Source organism: Pseudomonas sp. rhizo66 (genome assembly GCF_031931925.1).
Classification (GTDB): domain Bacteria; phylum Pseudomonadota; class Gammaproteobacteria; order Pseudomonadales; family Pseudomonadaceae; genus Aquipseudomonas.
This window is the reverse complement of record NZ_JAUJWZ010000003.1, coordinates 212,333-234,551: the sequence shown is the minus strand read 5'-3', so window position 1 is coordinate 234,551 and position 22,219 is coordinate 212,333. Positions and strand designations below refer to the sequence as shown.

At 59.9% G+C, this 22,219-nt stretch carries 19 protein-coding genes and 3 pseudogenes; 15 read left to right on the top strand and 7 right to left on the bottom strand.

Annotated elements, in window-relative coordinates:
* Positions 1-35 precede the first annotated feature (35 nt).
* From QZR14_RS05400 to QZR14_RS05390, 3 pseudogenes are all read right to left on the bottom strand, one after another.
* Positions 36-515: pseudogene (locus QZR14_RS05400) on the bottom strand (amino acid permease); the annotation flags it as partial.
* A gap of 2 nt (positions 516-517) precedes the next feature.
* Positions 518-649, bottom strand: a pseudogene (locus QZR14_RS05395) (aldehyde dehydrogenase family protein); the annotation flags it as partial.
* Between the two features lie 5 nt (positions 650-654).
* Positions 655-801 (bottom strand): annotated as a pseudogene (locus tag QZR14_RS05390) (LysR family transcriptional regulator); the annotation flags it as partial.
* A gap of 199 nt (positions 802-1,000) precedes the next feature.
* Between QZR14_RS05390 and QZR14_RS05385 the strand changes: the two are divergent.
* The 15 genes from QZR14_RS05385 (at position 1,001) to QZR14_RS05315 (ending at position 17,709) form a co-directional block, all read left to right on the top strand.
* A complete protein-coding gene (locus QZR14_RS05385; RefSeq protein WP_311996066.1) occupies positions 1,001-1,723 on the top strand; it encodes a tellurite resistance TerB family protein in 723 nt (240 codons plus the stop codon).
* A 293-nt stretch (positions 1,724-2,016) separates the two neighbouring features.
* Complete coding sequence (locus QZR14_RS05380; RefSeq protein ID WP_250607448.1) at positions 2,017-3,639, top strand: methyl-accepting chemotaxis protein; 1,623 nt, start codon at positions 2,017-2,019, stop codon at positions 3,637-3,639.
* Positions 3,639-4,175, top strand: a complete 537-nt coding sequence (locus QZR14_RS05375) for a chemotaxis protein CheW (protein WP_311996065.1) — start codon at positions 3,639-3,641, stop codon at positions 4,173-4,175. Before QZR14_RS05380 ends, QZR14_RS05375 begins: the two co-directional genes overlap by 1 nt.
* Positions 4,172-5,443 (top strand): CheR family methyltransferase, encoded by a 1,272-nt coding sequence (locus tag QZR14_RS05370; RefSeq protein WP_311996064.1) that lies wholly within the window; start codon positions 4,172-4,174, stop codon positions 5,441-5,443. Before QZR14_RS05375 ends, QZR14_RS05370 begins: the two co-directional genes overlap by 4 nt.
* Positions 5,440-6,123, top strand: a complete 684-nt coding sequence (locus QZR14_RS05365) for a chemotaxis protein CheW (protein WP_250607454.1) — start codon at positions 5,440-5,442, stop codon at positions 6,121-6,123. Before QZR14_RS05370 ends, QZR14_RS05365 begins: the two co-directional genes overlap by 4 nt.
* The gene (locus QZR14_RS05360; RefSeq protein WP_311996063.1) at positions 6,120-8,408 is read left to right on the top strand and encodes a hybrid sensor histidine kinase/response regulator; all 2,289 of its coding nucleotides are present in this window, start codon (positions 6,120-6,122) and stop codon (positions 8,406-8,408) included. Before QZR14_RS05365 ends, QZR14_RS05360 begins: the two co-directional genes overlap by 4 nt.
* Complete coding sequence (locus QZR14_RS05355) at positions 8,405-9,415, top strand: chemotaxis response regulator protein-glutamate methylesterase (RefSeq protein WP_311996062.1); 1,011 nt, start codon at positions 8,405-8,407, stop codon at positions 9,413-9,415. Before QZR14_RS05360 ends, QZR14_RS05355 begins: the two co-directional genes overlap by 4 nt.
* Before the next feature lie 48 nt (positions 9,416-9,463).
* Positions 9,464-10,465: a response regulator gene (locus tag QZR14_RS05350; RefSeq protein WP_250607461.1), complete on the top strand. Its 1,002-nt coding sequence runs from the start codon at positions 9,464-9,466 to the stop codon at positions 10,463-10,465.
* Between the two features lie 312 nt (positions 10,466-10,777).
* A protein-coding gene (gene prfB, locus QZR14_RS05345) for a peptide chain release factor 2 (protein WP_311996061.1) occupies positions 10,778-11,873 on the top strand; the annotation gives its coding sequence in 2 pieces (ribosomal slippage) (positions 10,778-10,849 and positions 10,851-11,873; 1,095 coding nt in all).
* Between the two features lie 111 nt (positions 11,874-11,984).
* A complete protein-coding gene (lysS, locus tag QZR14_RS05340) occupies positions 11,985-13,487 on the top strand; it encodes a lysine--tRNA ligase (RefSeq protein WP_194933266.1) in 1,503 nt (500 codons plus the stop codon).
* Positions 13,488-13,592: 105 nt separating this feature from the next.
* Positions 13,593-14,303, top strand: coding sequence for a TetR/AcrR family transcriptional regulator (locus tag QZR14_RS05335; RefSeq protein WP_250608233.1), 711 nt, complete (start codon positions 13,593-13,595; stop codon positions 14,301-14,303).
* Positions 14,304-14,454: 151 nt separating this feature from the next.
* A complete protein-coding gene (locus tag QZR14_RS05330; RefSeq protein WP_311996060.1) occupies positions 14,455-15,009 on the top strand; it encodes a hypothetical protein in 555 nt (184 codons plus the stop codon).
* Between the two features lie 51 nt (positions 15,010-15,060).
* Complete coding sequence (locus QZR14_RS05325; RefSeq protein WP_311996110.1) at positions 15,061-16,311, top strand: flavohemoglobin expression-modulating QEGLA motif protein; 1,251 nt, start codon at positions 15,061-15,063, stop codon at positions 16,309-16,311.
* A 166-nt stretch (positions 16,312-16,477) separates the two neighbouring features.
* Positions 16,478-17,383 carry an alpha/beta hydrolase gene (locus QZR14_RS05320; RefSeq protein WP_311996059.1) on the top strand — a complete coding sequence of 302 codons (906 nt, stop codon included), beginning with the start codon at positions 16,478-16,480 and terminating at the stop codon, positions 17,381-17,383.
* Positions 17,380-17,709, top strand: a complete 330-nt coding sequence (locus tag QZR14_RS05315) for a hypothetical protein (RefSeq protein WP_128615722.1) — start codon at positions 17,380-17,382, stop codon at positions 17,707-17,709. The genes QZR14_RS05320 and QZR14_RS05315 overlap by 4 nt, the downstream gene beginning before the upstream one ends.
* A 251-nt stretch (positions 17,710-17,960) precedes the next feature.
* Here the strand turns inward: QZR14_RS05315 and QZR14_RS05310 are convergent, their stop codons facing one another.
* From QZR14_RS05310 to QZR14_RS05295, 4 genes are all read right to left on the bottom strand, one after another.
* On the bottom strand, positions 17,961-19,925 hold the full coding sequence (locus tag QZR14_RS05310) for a hypothetical protein (RefSeq protein ID WP_311996058.1): 1,965 nt from the start codon (positions 19,923-19,925) through the stop codon (positions 17,961-17,963).
* Positions 19,926-20,125: 200 nt separating this feature from the next.
* Positions 20,126-20,914 carry an OmpA family protein gene (locus tag QZR14_RS05305; RefSeq protein ID WP_123452004.1) on the bottom strand — a complete coding sequence of 263 codons (789 nt, stop codon included), beginning with the start codon at positions 20,912-20,914 and terminating at the stop codon, positions 20,126-20,128.
* A gap of 55 nt (positions 20,915-20,969) precedes the next feature.
* Positions 20,970-21,374 (bottom strand): DUF4398 domain-containing protein, encoded by a 405-nt coding sequence (locus tag QZR14_RS05300; RefSeq protein WP_093436697.1) that lies wholly within the window; start codon positions 21,372-21,374, stop codon positions 20,970-20,972.
* Positions 21,375-21,738: 364 nt separating this feature from the next.
* Complete coding sequence (locus QZR14_RS05295; RefSeq protein ID WP_250608241.1) at positions 21,739-22,083, bottom strand: pilin assembly protein; 345 nt, start codon at positions 22,081-22,083, stop codon at positions 21,739-21,741.
* Positions 22,084-22,219: the final 136 nt, after the last annotated feature.

Below are 22,219 nucleotides of genomic sequence, written 5' to 3'. Positions count from 1 at the left end.
CCCCGGCACCTTGTCGGTGCCGAGGTCAAAAACTCTTAGCGACTCACCTTCCAGGCATCCCCAGCCGGCGCCTTGCCATGGTCATACGGCTTGCCAATCCACATATAAACCAGCCCCAAGCCAATCACGATCACCGTGCTCAACACCATCGCATAGTTCACATACCAAGCCGCATCCGGCGTGCGTGGCCAGGCCATGTTGATGATTGCGCCAACGCCATATACCAGCGCGCCGACGTTCACTGGCCAGCCCCGTGCGCCGAGGGTGAATTTGCCGCTCGGTTTCCAGCCTTTGCTGCGGGCGTAGAGGGCGACGAGGACGATCATCTTGAACGCGAGGTAGATGCCGATGGCGGCGAAGCTGACGATGGTGGCCACGGCGTCTTGCAGGAAGAAGCCGAGGGCGATGATCAGGGCCGGCAGGACGCCGGACACGAACAGTGCGGCAACCGGTACTTCGGTGGTAGGAGAAATCTTTTTCAGCAGGCGGCTGCCGATGACCATTTCATCGCGAGCCTAGGAATACCGGCCGGGAAGACTTCCGACGCCAGTTCGGCCAGACGCAACGCGGTCAGTGGGGTTTGTTCCGACGGCTTGAGCACCACGGTATTACCGGCAGCCAGCGCCGGGGCGATTTTCCAGGCGACCATCATCTGAACAGGCTGACGCCGATTTCTTCTTCCAATTGCTGGATGGCCAGGGTCAGGGTCGATTGGGAAATGAACGCGGTTTGCGCGGCGGCGGAGATCGAACCGGTCTCGGCCACGGCGATGAAGTGATGGATCTGACGCAGGTTCATCATGAGAAGAGGTACCCAGTGGGCGGTTTTTATAGATTGGTTTGAGTGTATATCGTTTTTTTAGAGGTTAGCTGTGAGCGGCAATCTGCAAGTCAAATGTGCAAGCAACATCTGGAAGCACACTCGCAGGCCGGGCAGGGGCACTTTCGAACTAGGCTGAGGGCCTTATAGATCCGGATAACCCCTGTTTTGGAGGCGGAACATGAACACCCGTGGATTGCTTGATCAGCTACTCAAGTCTGGCCAGGATCTGTTGCAGAACAAGGCTGGCGGAACGCAGAACAAACCGGCTGGCGGTGGCTTGGGCGGTTTGCTCGGCGGCTCTTCTGGCTCTGGCGGCCTCGGTGGTCTTCTGTCGGGCGCCGGCGGCGGTGCACTGGCGGCTGGCGCGATGGGCTTGCTGCTTGGTAACAAGAAAGTGCGCAAGGTCGGCGGCAAAGTCGCGATCTACGGCGGGCTGGCCGCGCTGGGTGTACTGGCCTACAAAGCCTACGGCAACTACAACGCGCAAAAAGGCACCGCCCCACAAAGCGAACCGCAAACCCTCGACCGCTTGCAACCGGCACAAGCCGAGCAACACAGTCAGGCCATTCTTAAAGCCCTGGTTGCTGCCGCCAAGGCCGATGGCCATATCGATGATCGCGAGCGCGAATTGATCGAAGGTGAATTCACCAAGCTCGATAACGATCAGGAGTTGCAACACTGGCTGCACGCCGAACTCAACAAACCCCTCGACCCCACCGACGTCGCCCGCGCCGCGAGTACGCCGGAGATGGCGGCAGAAATGTACATCGCCAGCGTGATGTTGGTGGATGAGGAGAATTTTATGGAGAAGAGCTATCTGGATGAACTGGCGCGGCAGTTGAAGCTGGAGCCGGGGTTGAAGGTGGAGCTGGAGAAGCAGGTGCGCATCGCATCGGTGTAAACCCGGCTGGCCCCTTCGCGAGCAAGCTCGGCCCCACAGGGGATTGCGTTCCAATGTGGGAGCGAGCTTGCTCGCGAAGGCATTTTCCGCCGCACACCGGCGGCAATGGCCGATCTATCGCCCCTTTTTGCCATTACCCCACTGGCACGCTCACTCGCAATTGTCGGACAGTCCCACCCCAGAGCCTTCCCGCTAACCACACCGGACAGGCCCGAGGGTGAAAAAGCGTCTTATAAATGAAACACCGCCCTCGGCTATACTCCCCGCATTTCGATCAGGCACGAGGAATCACTGTGAAGAACTGGACGTTGCGCCAACGTATTTTGGCGAGCTTTGCGGTGATTATCGCCATCATGTTGCTGATGGTCGTCGTTTCGTATTCACGCCTGTTGAAGATCGAGGCCAGTGAAAACAGCGTGCGTGATGACGCGATTCCCGGCGTCTATTACAGCTCGATGATCCGTGGCGCCTGGGTCGACAGTTATCTGCAGACGCAAGAACTGCTCGGACTCAAGGAAGGTCAGGGGGTTTCCAGCGAGGACGCCGCGGACTACAAGGCGTTCGAGGCGCGTTTGCAGGAGCAGATGGAAAACTATCGCAAGACCATGGCGACCGACGAGGACCGGACCGAGTTCGCCGCGTTCGAGAAGTACCACGACGCCTATCTCCAGATTCAGGATGCCGTGCTGGACCTGCACAAGCGCAACCTGGAAGCGGACGCGGTCAGGATGTTCCACGAAAAGCTGACGCCAGCCTGGTACGCCGGGCGCATGAAGCTCAACGACATCATCGGCGAGAACAAGAGAGTCGCCGATCAGGCCATGAACAACATCGACGATGCCGTGGCGGCTGCCAAAGTCAGCATGTTCATTTCCCTGCTGGTCGCCGTACTCGCCGCAGGCCTCTGCGGTTTGTTGCTGATGCGCGCGATCATGGCGCCGATGAACCGTATCGTGGAGATCCTCGAAACCATGCGTACCGGTGACCTCAGTTCGCGCCTGAACCTCGACCGCAAGGACGAGTTCGGCGCCGTCGAAACCGGCTTCAACGACATGATGACCGAGCTGACCGCGCTCGTGTCTCAGGCGCAACGTTCGTCGGTGCAGGTCACCACCTCGGTGACCGAGATCGCCGCCACCTCCAAGCAACAGCAAGCCACCGCCACCGAAACCGCCGCGACCACCACCGAAATCGGCGCGACGTCCCGCGAAATCGCCGCCACCTCGCGCGATCTGGTGCGCACCATGACCGAAGTGTCTACCGCCGCCGATCAGGCCTCGGTGCTGGCCGGTTCCGGCCAGCAAGGCCTGGCGCGCATGGAAGACACCATGCACTCGGTGATGGGCGCGGCCGATCTGGTCAACGCCAAACTGGCGATCCTCAATGAGAAGGCCGGCAACATCAATCAGGTGGTGGTGACCATCGTCAAGGTCGCCGACCAGACCAACCTGTTGTCGCTCAACGCTGCGATTGAAGCCGAGAAGGCCGGTGAATACGGTCGCGGTTTTGCCGTGGTCGCCACGGAAGTGCGGCGTCTGGCGGATCAGACCGCCGTGGCCACTTACGACATCGAGCAGATGGTTCGCGAGATCCAGTCGGCGGTGTCTGCCGGGGTGATGGGCATGGACAAATTCTCCGAAGAAGTGCGTCGCGGCATGTCCGAAGTGCAGCAGGTCGGCGAGCAGCTGTCGCAGATCATCCATCAGGTGCAGGCGCTGGCGCCGCGGGTGTTGATGGTCAACGAAGGCATGCAGGCCCAGGCCACCGGCGCCGAGCAGATCAACCACGCGCTGGTGCAGTTGGGTGACGCCAGCAGCCAGACCGTCGAGTCGCTGCGTCAGGCCAGTTTCGCCATCGACGAACTGAGCCAGGTGGCCGTTGGGCTGCGTAGCGGCGTTTCGCGATTCAAAGTCTGATGAGCGAAATCCTCGCCAAACGCAGCGCCGCGCAGGTGGCGAAGCCGGCGTTGTTCCTGCTGTTTCGCATTGGCAGCGAACGCTACGCCTTGCGCGCCACCGACGTGGCGGAAGTGCTGCCGCGCTTGCCGTTGAAGCCGATCGCGCGGGCGCCGCAGTGGGTCGCCGGGGTGTTTGCCTATCGCGGTGCGGTGGTGCCGGTGATCGACCTCAGCGCATTGACCTTCGGCCAGCCCGCCGAGGCGCGCACCAGCACCCGTCTGGTGCTGGTCAATTACCGGCCGGATGAAGCGCAGCCCGCACAATGGCTGGGGCTGATTCTGGAACAGGCCACCGACACCCTGCGCTGCCATCCGCAGGAGTTTCAGCCTTACGGCCTCGCCAACCGCGAGGCGCCTTACCTCGGCCCGGTGCGCGAAGATGCCCAGGGCTTGGTGCAATGGGTGCGGGTCAATGACTTGCTCGATGACGCCGTGCGCAGCTTGCTGTTCCCCGATCCGCCGCTGAATCCGGCGCAGCTTGAGGCGCAGTCATGAGCAGCGATCAGCGCTTTTTCGATTTTCTCAAGGAACGCATCGGCCTCGATGTGACGTCGGTGGGGCCGGCAATCATCGAGCGGGCGGTGCGCCAGCGCACGACGCTTTCGCAAGCCGTGCATGCCGATGAGTATTGGCAATTGCTGCAAGGCTCGCGAGACGAACAACAGGCGCTGATCGAAGCAGTGATCGTCCCGGAGACGTGGTTTTTCCGTTATCCGGAATCCTTCGCCACGCTGGGCAAACTGGCGCGCAATCGTCTCGCTGAGCTGAACAACATGCGCGCACTGCGCATCCTCAGCCTGCCGTGTTCCACCGGTGAAGAACCCTATTCGATCGCCATGGCTTTGCTCGATGCCGGGCTCAAGCCGCATCAGTTCAAGGTCGATGGCATGGACGTCAGCCCGCTGTCGGTGGAGAAGGCGCGGCGTGCGCTGTATGGCAAAAATTCGTTTCGCGGGCAGGATCTGGACTTTCGCGACCGGCATTTCACGGCTGAGCAGGAAGGCCATCGGGTCAATGACGATGTGCGTGAACAGGTGCGTTTGCAGGTCGGCAATGTGCTCGATCCAACGCTGTTGGCCAGCGAGCCGGCGTTCGATTTCGTGTTCTGCCGCAACCTGCTGATCTATTTCGATCAGCCGACGCAAAAACTGGTGTTTGAGGTGCTCAAGCGCCTGACGCATTTCGATGGCGTGCTGTTTATCGGCCCGGCCGAGGGCAGTCTGCTCGGGCGCTTGGGCATGCGTTCGATCGGTATCCCGCAATCCTTTGCCTTCAGCCGCCACAGCGATCCGCACCCCGAACCGCTGCCGACACCCAAGCCGATCGCGGTGCCGGTCAGCCAACCGCCACGCAGTACGCCGCCCCCAGTGGTGCGCAATCGACCGTTTGCCGCCGTGAGGCCGCTACCGATTACCCGCAAAAGCACGAACCCGGACGCCGCGACCCTGCTGGCCAACATCGCCGCGCTGGCCAACGAAGGCAAAAGTGCCGAGGCCCGCGCCGCCTGCGACCAGTATTTGCGCAGCCATGAACCGGTGGCTCAGGTGTTTTACTGGCTCGGCTTGCTCAGCGATGTCGCCGGCCTGACCCTCGAAGCTCAGGGCTTTTACCGCAAGGCGTTGTACCTCGAACCGCAACACCCCGAAGCGTTGATGCACCTGGCCGCGTTGCTGCAGGCCCAGGGCGACACGGCGGGTGCCAGACGATTGCAGGAGCGCGCCGCCCGCAGCGGCCGCACCGCCGACAGTGAGCGTAAACGATGATCCCGTCCGACACCTTGAACGTCACCCACGAAGACGCCCGGGCCATCGACGATTGCTGGAACCGCATCGGCATTCATGGCGACAAGTCCTGTCCGCTGCTGGAAGAGCATATTCATTGCCGCAATTGCTCGGTGTATTCCGCCGCCGCCACGCGCCTGCTTGACCGTTATGCGTTGCAGCAGGACGAGCGCGATCCGGTGGCGATCGCCGTGGAAAGCGATGTGAAAACCCGCTCGCTGCTGATGTTCCGGCTCGGCGAAGAATGGCTGGGGCTGGCGACGCGCAGTCTCGTCGAAGTCGCGCCGCTGCAGGCGATCCACTCGTTGCCGCACCAGCGCTCGCGGGCCTTGCTCGGCGTGGCCAATGTGCGTGGCGCACTGGTGGCGTGCCTGTCACTGGTTGAATTGCTCGATCTGGATGGCAACGCCGCGCCGGCCACAGGTGTGCGCATCATGCCGCGCATGTTGATCATCGCCGCCCATGGCGGGCCGGTGGTGGTGCCGGTGGATGAGGTCGACGGCATTCATGCCATTGATGAGCGCATTCTTGATGCGGCATCGCAGTCCGGCGCGCAAGCCAGTGCCAAATACACCCGTGGTGTTCTGCAATATCGCGGTCGCAGCCTGCGTTGGCTGGATGAAGAACAGCTGCTGTCCGCCGTGACCCGGAGCCTCACATGACCCCCGAGCAAATGCGCGATGCCTCGTTGCTTGAGCTGTTCAGCCTCGAAGCCGAAGCGCAGACCCAAGTACTCAGTGCCGGGTTGCTGGCGCTGGAGCGTAACCCGACCCAGGCCGATCAACTCGAATCGTGCATGCGCGCGGCGCATTCGCTCAAAGGCGCGGCACGAATTGTCGGCATCGACAGCGGCGTCAGCGTCGCTCATGTCATGGAAGATTGCCTGGTCAGCGCCCAGGAAGGGCGCTTGCTGCTGCGCCCCGAACACATCGATGCGCTGTTGCAGGGCACCGATTTGCTGATGCGCATCGCCACCCCGGCCAATGCGCCGCAGCCGAGCGATATTGAAGCTTATGTGGCGTTGATGGCGAGCTTGCTTGATCCGTCGACGCCGCCGGCAGCGTTCGTTTCGCCGCCGATGGCCGAGTTGCAACTTGAAGCGCCGCCGGTATTTGAACCTGCGCCAGCGCCGATCATCGAAACCCCGGTCGAAGCGTCCGAACCGGCGCCACGCAAGAGCAAACGCACCACTGAGGGTGGCGAGCGGGTGCTGCGGGTCACCGCCGAACGCCTGAACAGCCTGCTCGATCTGTCGAGCAAGTCGCTGGTGGAAACCCAGCGCCTCAAACCACATCTGGCGACCATGCAGCGCCTCAAACGCATGCAGAACAACGGCCTGCGCGCGCTGGAAAACCTCAACGTCCACCTCAAGGAACACGCGCTGAGTCTGGAGGCGCTGGAGGCCTTGGAAGACGCGCGCCGTTTGCTCGCCGAATCCCAGCAACTGCTGAGCGAGAAAAACGCCGAACTCGATGAATTCGCCTGGCAGGCCAGCCAGCGCGCGCAAGTGCTCTACGACACGGCGTTGGCCTGCCGCATGCGGCCCTTTGCCGATGTGCTTACCGGTCAGGTGCGCATGGTTCGCGATCTGGGCCGCAGCCTCGGCAAACAGGTACGCCTGGAGATCGAAGGCGAGAAGACTCAGGTCGACCGCGATGTGCTGGAAAAGCTCGAAGCACCGCTGACGCATTTGCTGCGCAACGCGGTCGATCATGGCATCGAAACCCCTGAGCAACGGCTGCTCAAGGGCAAACCGGAAGAAGGCCTGATCCGCCTGCGTGCCTCGCATCAGGCTGGACTGCTGGTGCTGGAATTAAGCGATGACGGCAATGGTGTCGACCTGGAAAAGGTCCGCCGCAGCATCGTCGAGCGGCAGTTATCCCCAGCCGAAACCGCTGCGCAACTGAGCGAGGAAGAACTGCTGACCTTCCTCTTTCTGCCCGGTTTCAGCCTGCGCGACACCGTCACCGAAGTATCCGGGCGGGGCGTTGGCCTTGATGCCGTTCAACACATGGTTCGCCAGTTGCGCGGGGCCGTGGTGCTGGAGCAGACGGCGGGCGAGGGCAGTCGCTTTCATCTGGAAGTGCCGCTGACCTTGTCGGTGGTGCGCAGTCTGGTGGTGGAAGTTGGCGAAGAGGCGTATGCCTTCCCGCTGGCGCACATCGAACGCATGTGTGATCTGGCGCCGGAAGACATTGTGCAGGTCGAGGGCCGTCAGCATTTCTGGCATGAAGGCCAGCACGTCGGGCTGGTGGCGGCCAGCCAGTTACTGAATCGTCCGGCCAGCCAGAACAGTGGCGAAACCCTGAAAGTCGTGGTGATCCGCGAGCGCGATGCGGTTTATGGCGTTGCCGTGGAGCGTTTCATCGGCGAGCGCACGCTGGTGGTCTTGCCACTCGATGAGCGTCTGGGCAAAGTGCAGGACATCTCCGCCGGTGCTTTGCTCGACGACGGCTCGGTGGTGCTGATCGTCGACGTCGAAGACATGCTGCGTTCGGTGGACAAACTACTCAATACCGGACGCCTTGAGCGCATCGCCCGTCATGGCAATCAGGCCGCCGAGGCGGCGCGCAAGCGGGTGCTGGTGGTCGACGACTCGCTGACCGTGCGCGAGCTGCAACGCAAACTGCTGCTCAATCGCGGCTACGACGTCGCAGTGGCGGTGGACGGCATGGACGGCTGGAACGCGCTGCGTTCAGAGGACTTCGATTTGCTGATCACCGACATCGACATGCCGCGTATGGACGGCATCGAACTGGTCACCCTGCTGCGCCGTGACAACCGCCTGCAATCGCTGCCGGTGATGGTCGTGTCGTACAAGGACCGTGAAGAGGACCGCCGTCGTGGCCTCGATGCCGGCGCCGACTATTATTTGGCCAAAGCCAGTTTTCATGACGACGCCCTGCTCGACGCAGTGGTCGAGCTGATCGGAGGAGCGCGGGCATGAAGATCGCCATCGTCAACGACATGCCCATGGCGGTCGAAGCCCTGCGCCGGGCGCTGGCCTTCGAGCCGGCGCATCAGGTGGTCTGGGTCGCCCGCAATGGTGCCGAGGCGGTGCAACTGTGCGCCGAAAATACCCCGGATCTGATCCTGATGGACCTGATCATGCCGGTGATGGACGGCGTCGAAGCCACCCGCCGGATCATGGCCGAAACCCCGTGCGCGATCGTCATCGTCACCGTCGACCGGCAGCAGAACGTGCACCGGGTCTTCGAAGCGATGGGCCACGGCGCACTGGACGTGGTCGACACTCCAGCCCTCGGCGCCGGTAATGCCCAGGAAGCGGCGGCGCCGTTGTTGCGCAAGATCCTCAATATCGGCTGGCTGATCGGCGAGAAGCCCACACGTTCCCGGCCGGCACCGACGGCCCAGCGCAGTTCCGCTTCGTGTCAGCGACTGGTGGCGATCGGCTCATCGGCAGGCGGGCCGGCGGCGCTGGAGGTGTTGCTCAAAGGCTTGCCCAAGGATTTCTCGGCGGCGATGGTGCTGGTGCAGCATGTCGATCAGGTCTTTGCGGCCGGTATGGCCGAATGGTTGGCCAGCGCCAGCGGCCTCGATGTGCGTTTGGCCCGTGAAGGTGAGCCGCCGCAGGCCGGCGCCGTGCTGCTGGCCGGCACCAACCACCACATTCGCCTGTTGAAAAACGGCACGCTGGCCTACACCGCCGAGCCGGTCAACGAGATCTATCGTCCTTCGATCGACGTGTTTTTCGAGAGTGTCGCCAGTTATTGGAATGGTGACGCGATCGGGGTTTTATTGACCGGGATGGGGCGCGACGGCGCGCAAGGGCTTAAGCTCATGCGTCAGCAGGGTTATTTGACCATCGCGCAGGATCAGCAAAGCAGTGCGGTGTACGGCATGCCCAAGGCTGCCGCGGCGATTGATGCCGCGGTTGAAATCCGTGCACTGGAAAAGATAGCGCCACGATTGCTGGAGATTTTTCCCAAATGAACAGGTTTATCCGCAATCCTGGCCCCCGCAGTACACAGGTGACCGCCCATGAATGACTTACAGATCGACGACATTAAAACCGACGAAAACGCCGCCATGGTGTTGTTGGTGGATGATCAGGCGATGATCGGCGAAGCGGTGCGCCGTGGGCTGTCGAATCAAGAAAACATCGACTTCCACTTCTGCTCCGACCCGCAGCAGGCCATTGCCCAAGCGGTGCGGATCAAGCCGACGGTGATTCTCCAGGACCTGGTGATGCCCGGCCTCGATGGCCTGAGCCTGGTGCGCGAATACCGCAATCACCCGGCGACCAAGGACATCCCGATCATCGTCCTGTCGACCAAGGAAGACCCGCTGATCAAGAGCGCGGCGTTCTCCGCCGGCGCCAACGATTATCTGGTGAAGCTGCCGGACACCATCGAACTGGTGGCGCGCATCCGCTATCACTCGCGTTCCTACATGACCTTGCTGCAGCGCGACGCGGCGTACCGCGCGCTGCGGGTCAGCCAGCAGCAATTGCTCGACACCAATCTGGTGCTGCAACGGCTGATGAACTCCGATGGCCTGACCGGGCTGTCCAACCGCCGCCACTTTGACGAGTACCTGGAACTGGAGTGGCGCCGCTCGCTGCGGGAACAGAGTCAGTTGTCGCTGTTGATGATCGACGTCGATTACTTCAAGTCCTACAACGACAGCTTTGGCCACGTTGAAGGCGACGAAGCGCTGCGCAAGGTCGCCACGGCGATCCGTGAGGCCAGCGCACGGCCGTCGGATCTGCCGGCGCGTTATGGCGGTGAGGAGTTTGTGCTGGTGCTGCCGAACACCTCGCCGGGCGGCGCGCGGCTGGTCGCGGAGAAACTGCGCCAGACCGTGGCCTCGCTGAAAATCCCGCACAACACCCCGGCGGAAGGGGCGAGCCTGACGATTAGTATTGGTTTGGCGACGATGGTGCCGCAGTCGGGCAGCGATTGCCGGTTGCTGATTTCGGCGGCGGATCGTGGGTTGTACCTGGCGAAAAACAATGGCCGTAACCAGGTCGGCATCGAATAACGGCTTTCCCCTCACCCCAGCCCTCTCCCCGAGGGAGAGGGGGCCGACGGAGGTGTCTGGCGCTGTACATCGACCTGATCGAACGAGTCGATTATGGATCTTCAAGCTTGGCAGTTCCGGATTCGGCAAGGCCATTTCAGGTCGGCGTACCTCCCGAATATCCCCCAATCGGTCCCCTCTACCTCTGGGAGAGGGTTAGGGTGAGGGCACAAGGGTTTAATGATCCCCACACCCGCCAGACGGGCTGCCGTGACAGCCTGATTACGTTATACTCGCCGGCTTTCAAAAGTTCGCCAACGAGTGCTGCCCGTCATGGAAATCAACCCGATCCTGAACACCATCAAGGACCTGTCCGAGCGCTCCGAAACTATTCGGGGGTATCTTTGACTACGATCAAAAGCATGAGCGTCTGACCGAAGTCAATCGCGAGCTTGAAGATCCGAGTGTCTGGAACAAACCTGAATACGCCCAAGAACTGGGCCGCGAGCGCGCTGCGCTGGCGCAGATCGTCGATACCCTCGATGAACTGAACGGCGGTCTGGCCGATTGCCGTGACCTGCTGGACATGGCCGTCGAAGAAAACGACGAAGGCGCAGTGGGCGATGTCGTCGCCGAGCTGGCCCGTCTCGAGGAAAATCTGGCCAAGCTGGAATTCCGCCGCATGTTCAGCCATGAAATGGACCCGAACAACGCGTACCTGGACATCCAGGCCGGTTCCGGCGGCACCGAAGCCCAGGACTGGGCCAACATCCTGCTGCGCATGTACCTGCGCTGGGCGGATAAACGCGGTTTCGACGCGACCATCATGGAACTGTCGGCCGGTGAAGTCGCCGGCATCAAAGGTGCGACCGTGCACATCAAGGGCGAATACGCCTTTGGCTGGCTGCGTACCGAGATCGGCGTGCACCGTCTGGTGCGCAAGAGCCCGTTCGACTCCGGCAACCGTCGCCACACCTCGTTCTCTGCGGTTTTCGTCTCGCCAGAGATCGACGACAAGGTGGAAATCGAAATCAACCCGGCAGACCTGCGGATCGACACCTATCGTTCCTCCGGTGCCGGTGGTCAGCACGTAAACACCACCGACTCGGCCGTACGTATCACCCACGTACCGACCAACACCGTGGTCAGCTGCCAGAACGAACGTTCCCAGCACGCCAACAAAGACACCGCCATGAAAATGCTGCGGGCCAAGTTGTACGAGCAGGAAATGCAGAAACGCAACGCCGCGTCGCAAGCGCTGGAAGACACCAAGTCCGACATCGGCTGGGGTCACCAGATTCGCTCGTACGTGCTCGATGCGTCGCGGATCAAGGATCTGCGCACCAACATCGAACGCAGCGACTGCGACAAGGTACTCGACGGCGATATCGACGATTACCTGGAAGCCAGCCTGAAATCGGGGCTGTAAAAGACGCACACAGGATCGCTGCTGCAACGCGATCCCTGTAGGAGCCAGCCTGCTGGCGATCCCCGGGCTGCAAGGCCCGGGGGCAACGAACCTGATGGAATATCTAAAGACATGAGCGACCAACAACTCGACCCGCAAGCCCTGCAACAGGAAGAAAACTCCCTGATCGCGCTGCGCAAGGAAAAGCTGGCTGCCGAGCGCGCCAAGGGCAACGCCTTCCCGAACGACTTCCGCCGCGACAACTACTGCGATGCTCTGCAAAAACAGTACGCGGACAAGACCAAGGAAGAGCTGGCAGAGGCTGCAATCCCGGTCAAGGTTGCCGGTCGCATCATGCTCAACCGTGGCTCGTTCATGGTGATTCAGGACATGACCGGTCGCATCCAGGTCTACGTCAACCGTAAAACCCTGTCCGAAGACACCCTGGCCGCGGTGAAAACCTGGGACATGGGCGACATCATTGCCGCCGAAGGTACGTTGGCGCGTTCCGGCAAGGGCGACCTGTACGTTGAAATGACCAGCGTGCGCTTGCTGACCAAGTCGCTGCGCCCGCTGCCGGACAAGCACCACGGCCTGACCGATACCGAACAGCGCTATCGTCAGCGCTACGTTGACCTGATCGTCAACGAAGACGTGCGCCAGACCTTCCGCGTGCGTTCGCAAGTGATCGCGCACATCCGCAGCTTCCTGATGAAGCGCGACTTCCTTGAAGTCGAAACGCCGATGCTGCAGACCATTCCGGGCGGCGCCGCAGCCAAGCCGTTCGAAACCCACCACAACGCGCTGGACATGGAAATGTTCCTGCGTATCGCGCCAGAGCTGTACCTCAAGCGTCTGGTCGTTGGTGGTTTCGAGAAGGTCTTCGAAATCAACCGCAACTTCCGTAACGAAGGCGTTTCGACCCGTCACAACCCTGAATTCACCATGTTGGAGTTCTACCAGGCGTACGCCGACTACGAAGACAACATGGACCTGACCGAAGAACTGTTCCGCGAACTGGCGCAACTGGTGCTGGGCAGTACCGACGTGCCGTACGGCGACAAGGTGTTCCATTTCGGCGAGCCGTTCGTGCGTCTGTCGGTGTTCGACTCGATCCTCAAGTACAACCCTGAGCTGACCGCCGATGACCTGAACGACATCGACAAGGCCCGCGCCATCGCCAAGAAGGCCGGCGCCAAGGTGCTGGGCTTCGAAGGTCTGGGCAAGCTGCAGGTGATGATTTTCGAAGAGCTGGTCGAGCACAAGCTGGAGCAGCCGCACTTCATCACTCAGTACCCGTTCGAAGTGTCGCCGCTGGCCCGTCGCAACGACGACAACCCGAACGTCACCGACCGCTTCGAGCTGTTCATTGGCGGCCGTGAAATCGCCAACGCCTACTCCGAGTTGAACGACGCGGAAGACCAGGCCGAGCGCTTCATGGCGCAGGTGGCCGACAAGGACGCTGGCGACGACGAAGCCATGCACTACGACGCTGACTTCGTCCGTGCGCTGGAGTACGGCATGCCGCCAACGGCCGGTGAAGGTATCGGCATCGACCGTCTGGTGATGTTGCTGACCAACTCGCCGTCGATCCGCGATGTGATCCTGTTCCCGCACATGCGACCGCAAGCGTAAACGTTTCAGTTAAAAAGCCGCCTAAAACAGGCGGCTTTTTATTGCCTGTCTGGTACAAATGTATCAATTGGTTAATTTTGCAATAGCAGAGGAAGTTCTGTCGTGATGGGTGCAATAGCTCAAGAGGGTGCAGCGGGTATCGCCACTGCGGTCGCTGAAAGTGTTCAGTACCAGGGTCGCAAGGCCAGCCGACAGGGCAGTGAGCAGCGTCGACAGGACATTCTCGACGCGGCGATGCGCATTGTCGTGCGTGACGGCGTGCGTGCCGTGCGCCACCGCGCGGTGGCGGCCGAGGCCGGAGTGCCGCTGTCGGCGACCACCTATTACTTTAAGGATATCGACGATCTGCTCACCGATACCTTCGCCCAGTATGTCGAGCGCAGCGCGGCGTACATGGCCAAACTGTGGATCAACAACGAAGGTCTGCTGCGCGAGATGGTGGTCAGCGGCGACGGCAGCCCCGAGTCGCGCTCGCAACTGGCCGACGACATTGCGCGGTTGATGGCCGACTACGTGCATCGTCAACTGGTCAACCGTCGCGAGCATTTGATGGCCGAGCAGGCGTTCCGTCAGGAAGCGTTGCTCAACCCGCGTCTGGCGATTCTGGTGCGTTCACATCAGCAGATTCTGTTGCAGGGCACTTGCCAGTTGTTTCAGGTATTGGGCTCGCGTGAACCGCAACAGGATGCCAAGGTGTTGACGGCGATTATCGGACGGATGGAATATCAGGGCCTGCTCAATGCCGAGCCTTTGGCCGAAGAGGACATGCTCGGCATCCTGACGCGCTATATGCACCTGGTGCTCGCGTCGGTGTAACGCAATCGTTGCCGCCTGACGCCGATCCCAATGTAGGAGCTGCCGAAGGCTGCGATCTTTTGATCTTGCTTTTAGAGACCAAGATCAAAAGATCGCAGCCTTCGGCAGCTCCTACAGGGGAAAGGTGTTTCAGATTCATAGGGAGTTTTGAATGAAAGCCTGGCGTGGCGTGCTGATCGCCTTGTCGTTCCTGCTGCTCAGTGGCTGTCTGGTGACCTTCAAGGAGCCATTGGCCGCCAGTGACCCGGCGCCCAAGGGCCTGCTCGGCAAATGGTCGAGCACCAATGCCTGGGGCGAGCCGATGAATCTCGAGCTGACGCGACTGGGCAATAGCCGCTACCAGGCCGTGACCTATTTCAAGGCCAAACCCCACGAACGCGAAGCCTATCCCTTCACCGTGTCGCGTCATGGCAGCCGCTGGTATCTGTCGGCGAAGGTGCCGGCGCGCTTCGGCGGCCACTTCACCATCGCCGGTTTCGAGCTCACCGATAAACGCGAACTGGTGGTCTACAACCTCGATCTCGAGCAGATCAATCAAGCAATCAAACAGAAAACCCTCGACGGTCAGGCTTTCCAGACCGACGATGGCGACGGCGTGCAAGTCGACAGCAACCTCGACCAGGTCTTTGCTTACCTCGACGATCCGGCCAATTCCGATGTCTTCGTTGAAGCCGTGCGTTACCAGCGTCAGGCCAGCGGCAAATAATTCAGTTTTCTACAGGAGTTCCGGGTGGACGATTACCAGCAGACGATACGCATGTTGTCCGATCGCATTGTGCTGGCGCAGACACCGATTCGCGTCCTCGATGCGGTGAAGTGGGACGAGAACATTCGCAAGGGCTTTCTCAAGGCCAAGGGCAAGGAAATGCCCGCCGTCGATCGCGACTACTACCTCAATCGGCCGCTGACCTTCGATTCGAGCAAGGTCAAACTGGAATTCCAGAACATCGAGCGCGACATTACTCGCCAGCTCGGCCAGTTCAACCCGGTCGGGCAGATCATGCGGCGCATGTGCAAGGAATACCGCATGGTGGTGCGCATGCTCGAAGCGCGCGGCACCGAGGATTTCGGCCTGATCTCGCAAGAGCTGTACGGCGCCGCCTCCGATGCGTTTCACGCTGGCGACCCGACCTTGGCCGACCTCGGCTTGATGATGTCCGACTACCTGAACAACATCGATGGCCGTGGCGATCTGAAGGACGAGCCGAAGATCCTCACCGCCAAGGACGCCGTGCATCTGCTGCAAACCCGTCTGAACAAAGTCTTTGGCGAGGCCGAGGAAACCATCCGCGTCTTCGAGTCCGACGGCATCGTTGCTGACGCAGCGGCGGGCGCTGACTACATCAAGATCCGCACCGACGCGATGTTCAACAACCGCGACGTGCGCGCGCTGGAAGTCCACGAAGGTCTGGTGCACGTCGGCACCACGCTCAACGGTTTGAACCAGCCGATCTGCACCTTCCTGTCCAAAGGCCCACCGTCGTCGACGGTGACCCAGGAAGGCCTGGCGATTTTGATGGAGATCATCACCTTCGCCTCCTACCCGAGCCGCCTGCGCAAACTGACCAATCGCACCCGCGCCATTCACATGGTCGAGGAGGGCGCCGACTTCCTGCAGATCTTCGAGTTCTTCCGCGAGCAGGGCTTCGAGATGGCGGAAAGTTACGGCAACGCCAGTCGGGTTTTCCGTGGCTCGACGCCGACCGGTCTGCCATTCACCAAAGACTTGTCCTACCTCAAGGGCTTTATCATGGTTTACAACTACATTCAGTTGGCCGTGCGTAAGGGCAAGCTTGAGCAGATTCCGTTGTTGTTCTGCGGCAAGACCACGCTGGAAGACATGCGTACCTTGCGTCAGTTGGTGGATGAAGGATTGGTGGTGCCACCGAAGTACCTGCCGGATCAGTTCCGCGATTTGAATGCGTTGTCGGCGTGGATGTGCTTCTCCAACTTCCTCAACCATTTGAGCCTGGACCGGATCGAAGCCGACTACTCCAATATCCTTTGACCCGAACACAATCCCCTGTGGGAGCTGGCTTGCCAGCGATTGCATTCTGTCAGTCAATATTGATGTTGGCTGACCCACCGCCATCGCTGGCAAGCCAGCTCCCACAGGGTTATTTGTTTTTCTCTGAATCGTTTGTTTGCCAATTTCCTTCGCGAGGTTTCACCGGATGAGAATCCTCGGCATCTTTTGCCTGCTCCTGACCCTTGGCGGTTGCAGTTCCCTGTTGTTCTACCCCGAACCCGGCCAGATTTTCACCCCGGAAAAAGCCAAACTCGAATACCGCACTGTCACCCTGGTCACGGCCGATGGCTTGAAGCTCAACGCTTGGTGGCTAGCGGCTAAACCCGGCGTCGAGGTCAAAGGCACCGTCCTGCATTTGCACGGCAACGGCGGCAATCTGCCGATGCACTTGGGCGGCAGTTGGTGGCTGCCGAAAAACGGCTATCAAGTGCTGCTGGTCGACTATCGCGGTTATGGCTTGTCCGAAGGCAAACCGAGCCTGCCGGCGATCTATCAGGACATCGACGCCGCGTTCGCCTGGCTGGACAAGGCGCCCGAGGTCAAAGGCAAGCCGCTGATTCTGCTCGGCCAGAGCCTTGGCGGTTCGATGGCGGTGCATTGGCTGGTGCAGCATCCCGAGCGGCAGAAACAGCTCAAGGCTTTTGTGCTCGACGGCGTGCCCGCCAGTTACCGCAGCGTCGGCCAGTATGCGCTGAGCACCTCGTGGCTGACCTGGCCGTTCCAGGTGCCGCTGTCGTGGCTGGTGCCCGATGGCGACAGCGCGATCAACTCGATGCCGCAACTTAACGGTGTGCCGAAACTGATTTTTCACAGCATCGACGATCCGCTGGTGCCGCTGTCCAACGGCATTCGTTTGTATCAAGCGGCGCCGCCGCCGCGCGTGCTGCAACTGACCCGTGGCGGCCATGTGCAAACCTTCGGCGACCCGGTGTGGCGCCAAGTGATGCTGCGCTACCTCGACGATCCCGAGCACTTCAACGGCCTGCGCCGCCTCGGCGAAATCCCCAATTACCCGCAACCTCCGAATTCTGAAGACGAGAGTCCGCAATGACTGAAGAACGTAACGCCATCCCGCTGATCATCACCGGTATCTGCAGCATCCTCGGCACCGTCGGGGCGCTGTGGTACTACGGCTACCTGCACTTCGCCAAACCCGAGGATGCGTTGCTGCTCAACGAATTCACCATGCTCAAGACCGTGCCGGGCGAAGACTACAAAGTCTCCCTCGACCCGGCGCCGCAAGTGGCGCAGTGCATTGATGGCGTGCTGGTATTGTTCGATACCGAGCAGAAAGGTTTGACCGGTGTGTTGATCAACGCACAGAAAAAAGCCGTGCGTTGCATGGGTGAGGAGACTCCGCAGAAGCTGGAGGAGTGATTCTGCAGGACCAGCCCTCACCCTAACCCTCTCCCAGAGGGAGAGGGGACTGATCGAGTTGTTCTTGCGAGTTACGCCGACCTGAAAGATTGCGTTGATTATGGATTCGGCGAAGTACTTTCAGGTCGACGCCGCTACTGAACACCCCCCATTCGGCCCCCTCTCCCTCGGGAGAGGGCTGGGGTGAGGGGCCGCGATTTCAGCTCCCACCAAAAAAGCCTCGCCATCTTTGAACGACGGACCTTCTACCGCTAAGGGCCGGCTGTCACCGTGATTTTTCGATTAGCACTCCATGGCGAGCGCTTACCGTCGATGCTTTGCCATGCCGTCATGGAAAAAGTTCCCGGAGGTAAGCTCCAGACACTTCGCACCGACCAGTTGCCATAGGCATCGGCGTCTGTTTCCGCCAGTACCTCGTAAGGGCCGTAGACCTTGGACACACGGATATGTGCGCCCGGAAGAGCTTTGCCGGAGAGCAGAGGGTTTTGACCGCTGTCACTACCCTCTAGTGGGGTTTCTATGACTGGCGCGTCGAGCGTATCAATTACCTTGATTGTTCGATTGGCACTCCACGGCGAGCGCTTACCATCAATGCTTTGCCAGGCTGTCATGGAAAAAGGCCCTGAGGGTAAGGTCCAGACACTTCGCACTGACCATTTGCCATAGGCATCAGCGTCTGTTTCCGCCAGTACTTCGTAAGGGCCGTAAACGCGGGTTACGCGAATATGGGCGCCAGGCAATGCTGTGCCTGAAAGCAAAGGGTTGTAACCGGAGTCAGTGTTTTCCACTGGCGTAGAGATAACCGGGGGAGGCACATCCACGATATCAACAACGTTGAATAAACGCTGCTCGGACGGCCCCGAGACTCTGTCGCCAAAGTACTGCCGAAGCACAAGTGCATTGGAGCCTGACGGCCTATCGGTAGGAGCGGTTATTGACCACCTGCCTTGTACATCCGCGATAGCTGTTGCGAAGAAACTCTCCGGGGTTGCGGCTTCTGCTACCTTGATCGTTGCTCCCGGTCGCGCCGTTCCAGTGATCAAGGGTTTCAGCGTTGTTGTAGCGTTCTGCTCGGGTGTCATGACCAGTGGTGGCACGACTGTCGTTGTGCAATACGGGAGGCCTTGTCCATTGATTGCAATTGCGAGCGATGCACCAGCCTTATCCGTCGCACAGACTTTGACTTTGATTTTTGCCGTCGCGTCTTCCAGCGTCCTTCCTGGCTGCAGGGTAGGATCGTCCGTTGTGGCAGTCTCTGGCGTGGCATCCAGTTGTACGTTGCGCACTGTCCCGTTCAATGACGAGTATCTGACCCAGACGCCGGTCACGCGATTATCGGTGGCGGCAAATTCATTGAAGGGTGTCGGTTGGCGGTACTCAAGCGTTATCAACTGCGGTTCTGTCGGTCGATTGAGAAGGTAAAGTTGAGGTCCCGCCCCTCCAAGTACGCCCAGTCGATACAGACCTGTCTTGTTGATCACGGCGGCTTGTGAGTCATCTAGCCAGCCGGAAAACCATCGGTTAATTGCCGGATAGAGTGTTGCGCCGCCAGATACTGAATCTCCAGTATCACCATACCCTACCTGCTTGCACTCTTCAGGAGCCTGAACAATGTCGTTACTCACCGCACATTTGGTATAGGTGCCACCATGTAGGTAACCCAGATTGTGGCCGAATTCGTGCTTCCAGACATGCGGCGAGCCCGGCATACCTTTAACCCAAATCCAGCTTCCCGGCACAGTAGCGATTGCGCCCCCGCCACAAGGAACAGCTACAAACAAGAACGCAAAAGCGGCAGGATCAATGTTCTGTGCAAGTGCCGCCTTGCGCCCCGCATCAAGACTGCCTGAGGCACTACAGGTCACAGGTTTCGGGCCGAAATCAGCTTCAATTTGTGTGCCCTCCAGTTTCAGCTTATTGCCTGACGCGGACAGGATATAAGAGCGCAAGGAGTTCCAGTGCGTTGAGACGGTTTGCTCAGCAATTTTTTTGGTGTCCAGGCCCGGCTCGCCAGACCAGTGCCCGACCACCAGTAATACCTTTTGAAAGCCTGTGATCGGACGTGTTCTCACGGGAACGAGCGCTTCAGGATCGGTGCTGATGATCATGTCATCCGGATCGAGTAATCGTTCAGCTTGGGGCGGCGGGTTACTCCAGCTATTCGCTGCATGTATTAGTGTCGACAACAACCCGATAGCGATGAGTGATTGTTTCATTGGCGGCTTCCTTGTCATGGGAGGGATGACAGGTAACAGCCTCTTCTACGAAAGCATCCTCGTCTACTGTCAGAGTTGACAGTAGACATCGCTTTCTTAAGGTGAAAAGCCTCATGGATATTGAGCAATCACATTTCACACTCGCATGAAAAAGCCCCGCCTGATCACTCAGGCGGGGCTTCTGTGTTACTGCGTGGGGCTTAGTTCGAGCTGACCGCCGAACGTGGCATCACTGGCTGGTTGTCGTTGGAAATGGTCACTTCCACACGACGGTTCATCGCACGGCCGGAAACGCTGCCGTTATCGGCAACCGGATATTCCTTGCCATAACCCTGGACCACGATGCGCGAAGGATCTACGCCCATCTTGATCAGCGCAACCTGCACCGAAGTCGCACGACGCTCAGAAAGCGATTGGTTGTACGAAGCAGCACCGGTGCTGTCGGTGTAACCCTCGACAATTACTTTGCGATCCGGGTTTTCCTGAAGGAACTGCGCCAGTTTGTTGATGTTCACCAGACCGCTGGATTTCAGGTCGGCCTTGTTGGTGGCGAACAGCACGTCACCAAAAGTCACCAGCGTACCGCGATCGGTCTGCTTGGCATTCAAGCTGTCCTGCAGCTGTTTGATCTGCTGATCACGCGCATCCAGACGCGCCTGGGCACGTTGGGCGGCGGCGTTCTTCAGATTGTTTTCAGCGGTGCGCAGGGCGATGGTCTGCTTGGCCACCTCCACACGCTGGTTGGTCAGGTAAGCCAGTTGGTCAACCTTGGCCGCGTCTTGCTTGTCCAGGTAAGCCTTGTCGGCCTTGTCCAGGTAATCGCTGGCGTCTTTGGTTTCCAGCGCCGCGACTTTGCTCGCTTGCGGGTTGGCTTGCAGGCCGGCGTAGTTGGTGCGCGCCTGCTCCAGGTTCGGGTTAGGCGGGGTGGAGCAGGCAGCCAGAGCAACGCTTGCAGCGAGGAGAGCGGGAATCATCAATTGCTTACGCATAATTTGTCGTCCTTTCTATCGGTAAGAGATTCAGCTTTGCGGTCGGGATGCGCGCTTACTGCACGGTGCGCTGACTTTCCTGACGCAGTTCCTGAACACCTTTCTGGGAATCCTTCACAGCCTGTTCGGCTTTTGCTGCCTGAGCCTTGCGTTCAGCGACGCGAGCGTCCCACTCGGCTTGCTCGGACAGGATGCGAGCTTCGTCATACTTCTTGTCGTGCATGGCGATTTCAGCTTGTTTCAGTTTGTCCTGCGCTTGCTTCATCTCGACGGCAGCAAACTCGGTACCGCCGGCGCTGACAGCGCTGTTCACAGCCGACTGGGTCACGGCGTACTGCTCGGTTGGTGGGTTACCGGCGCAACCGGCCAGTACGAAGCTGGTGCCGATGGCCAGAGCGGCCAGTTTCAGACCGCGCAGGTGGGTAAACGAGGTTTGGTTTTTCATGGTCTTCAACTCCATTAGGCATCTCCTGAAAACAACTGAATCCATCCTGGTCGAGGAGCCGAAAGCATCGCTTGTCAACGCGAATTGAAACGCTCGTTCCAGGCGTGGTTACTGGTTCCGACCGGCGGGATTTTTCAAAAGTTCAGAAAAGATGGCCTATCGCCAAAAAAAAATTTGACCGAATGGACAAGGCTCTGGGACGGGAACTTTGGCGGGATGGAGTGGTACGCGCGGGTAAAAACAACGTGATTCTTGAGGGGAAATACGGTCCTGTGGGAGCTGGCTTGCCAGCGATGGGGCCGTCAGATTCAATACCACGGTGACTGAACTGACGCCATCGCTGGCAAGCCAGCTCCCACAGGTTTAAAGCAATTGGGTGTCAGTGTTTCTGTTTGTCGGCAGTGGCCGAGAGGTCATGCAAATGCCGGCGCGAAAGGGCCAGAAAACGCGGGGTCGGCCCGACGTCTTCGTACAGCGGATCACCTTCTTCATCGGTCGCCACCACGGTCGACCCCTTCACATACGGCAGGCTTGCCTCAAATTCCTCAAGCGCCGCGCCAATCAGTTCCCCAAGCAGTTCTTCAACATGACGTTTGGGGTACATCTCGGTAATCGCTGCCAGACGCGCAGCGGCTTCAACGTCCAGATGAATCGCGTAGCCAGTGTCGGTCAGGCGACCCTTGGCGTTTTCTTCCCAATGCTGGGCGAGTTCACGAATTTTCATGATGACCTCATTTCGCACCTGCTCATGGCAGGTCTGGGTGAGTGTCCGGCAGTGCCGGCGACAAGCCGTTGTGCGGCTTACTGTTGAGACTAGCTTTCACGCACAAGGTTTAACGTCCCTTCGTCGGCTGCTTGTA

Bases quoted from the DNA above. Each gene is read 5' to 3' on its own strand.
- QZR14_RS05385 (WP_311996066.1), top strand. From the start codon at position 1,001: ATGAACACCCGTGGATTGCTTGATCAGCTACTCAAGTCTGGCCAGGAT.
- QZR14_RS05375 (WP_311996065.1), top strand. From the start codon at position 3,639: ATGAGCGAAATCCTCGCCAAACGCAGCGCCGCGCAGGTGGCGAAGCCG.
- QZR14_RS05370 (WP_311996064.1), top strand. From the start codon at position 4,172: ATGAGCAGCGATCAGCGCTTTTTCGATTTTCTCAAGGAACGCATCGGC.
- QZR14_RS05365 (WP_250607454.1), top strand. From the start codon at position 5,440: ATGATCCCGTCCGACACCTTGAACGTCACCCACGAAGACGCCCGGGCC.
- QZR14_RS05360 (WP_311996063.1), top strand. From the start codon at position 6,120: ATGACCCCCGAGCAAATGCGCGATGCCTCGTTGCTTGAGCTGTTCAGC.
- QZR14_RS05355 (WP_311996062.1), top strand. From the start codon at position 8,405: ATGAAGATCGCCATCGTCAACGACATGCCCATGGCGGTCGAAGCCCTG.
- QZR14_RS05350 (WP_250607461.1), top strand. From the start codon at position 9,464: ATGAATGACTTACAGATCGACGACATTAAAACCGACGAAAACGCCGCC.
- lysS (WP_194933266.1), top strand. From the start codon at position 11,985: ATGAGCGACCAACAACTCGACCCGCAAGCCCTGCAACAGGAAGAAAAC.
- QZR14_RS05335 (WP_250608233.1), top strand. From the start codon at position 13,593: ATGGGTGCAATAGCTCAAGAGGGTGCAGCGGGTATCGCCACTGCGGTC.
- QZR14_RS05330 (WP_311996060.1), top strand. From the start codon at position 14,455: ATGAAAGCCTGGCGTGGCGTGCTGATCGCCTTGTCGTTCCTGCTGCTC.
- QZR14_RS05325 (WP_311996110.1), top strand. From the start codon at position 15,061: ATGTTGTCCGATCGCATTGTGCTGGCGCAGACACCGATTCGCGTCCTC.
- QZR14_RS05320 (WP_311996059.1), top strand. From the start codon at position 16,478: ATGAGAATCCTCGGCATCTTTTGCCTGCTCCTGACCCTTGGCGGTTGC.
- QZR14_RS05315 (WP_128615722.1), top strand. From the start codon at position 17,380: ATGACTGAAGAACGTAACGCCATCCCGCTGATCATCACCGGTATCTGC.
- QZR14_RS05310 (WP_311996058.1), bottom strand. From the start codon at position 19,925: ATGAAACAATCACTCATCGCTATCGGGTTGTTGTCGACACTAATACAT.
- QZR14_RS05305 (WP_123452004.1), bottom strand. From the start codon at position 20,914: ATGCGTAAGCAATTGATGATTCCCGCTCTCCTCGCTGCAAGCGTTGCT.
- QZR14_RS05300 (WP_093436697.1), bottom strand. From the start codon at position 21,374: ATGGAGTTGAAGACCATGAAAAACCAAACCTCGTTTACCCACCTGCGC.
- QZR14_RS05295 (WP_250608241.1), bottom strand. From the start codon at position 22,083: ATGAAAATTCGTGAACTCGCCCAGCATTGGGAAGAAAACGCCAAGGGT.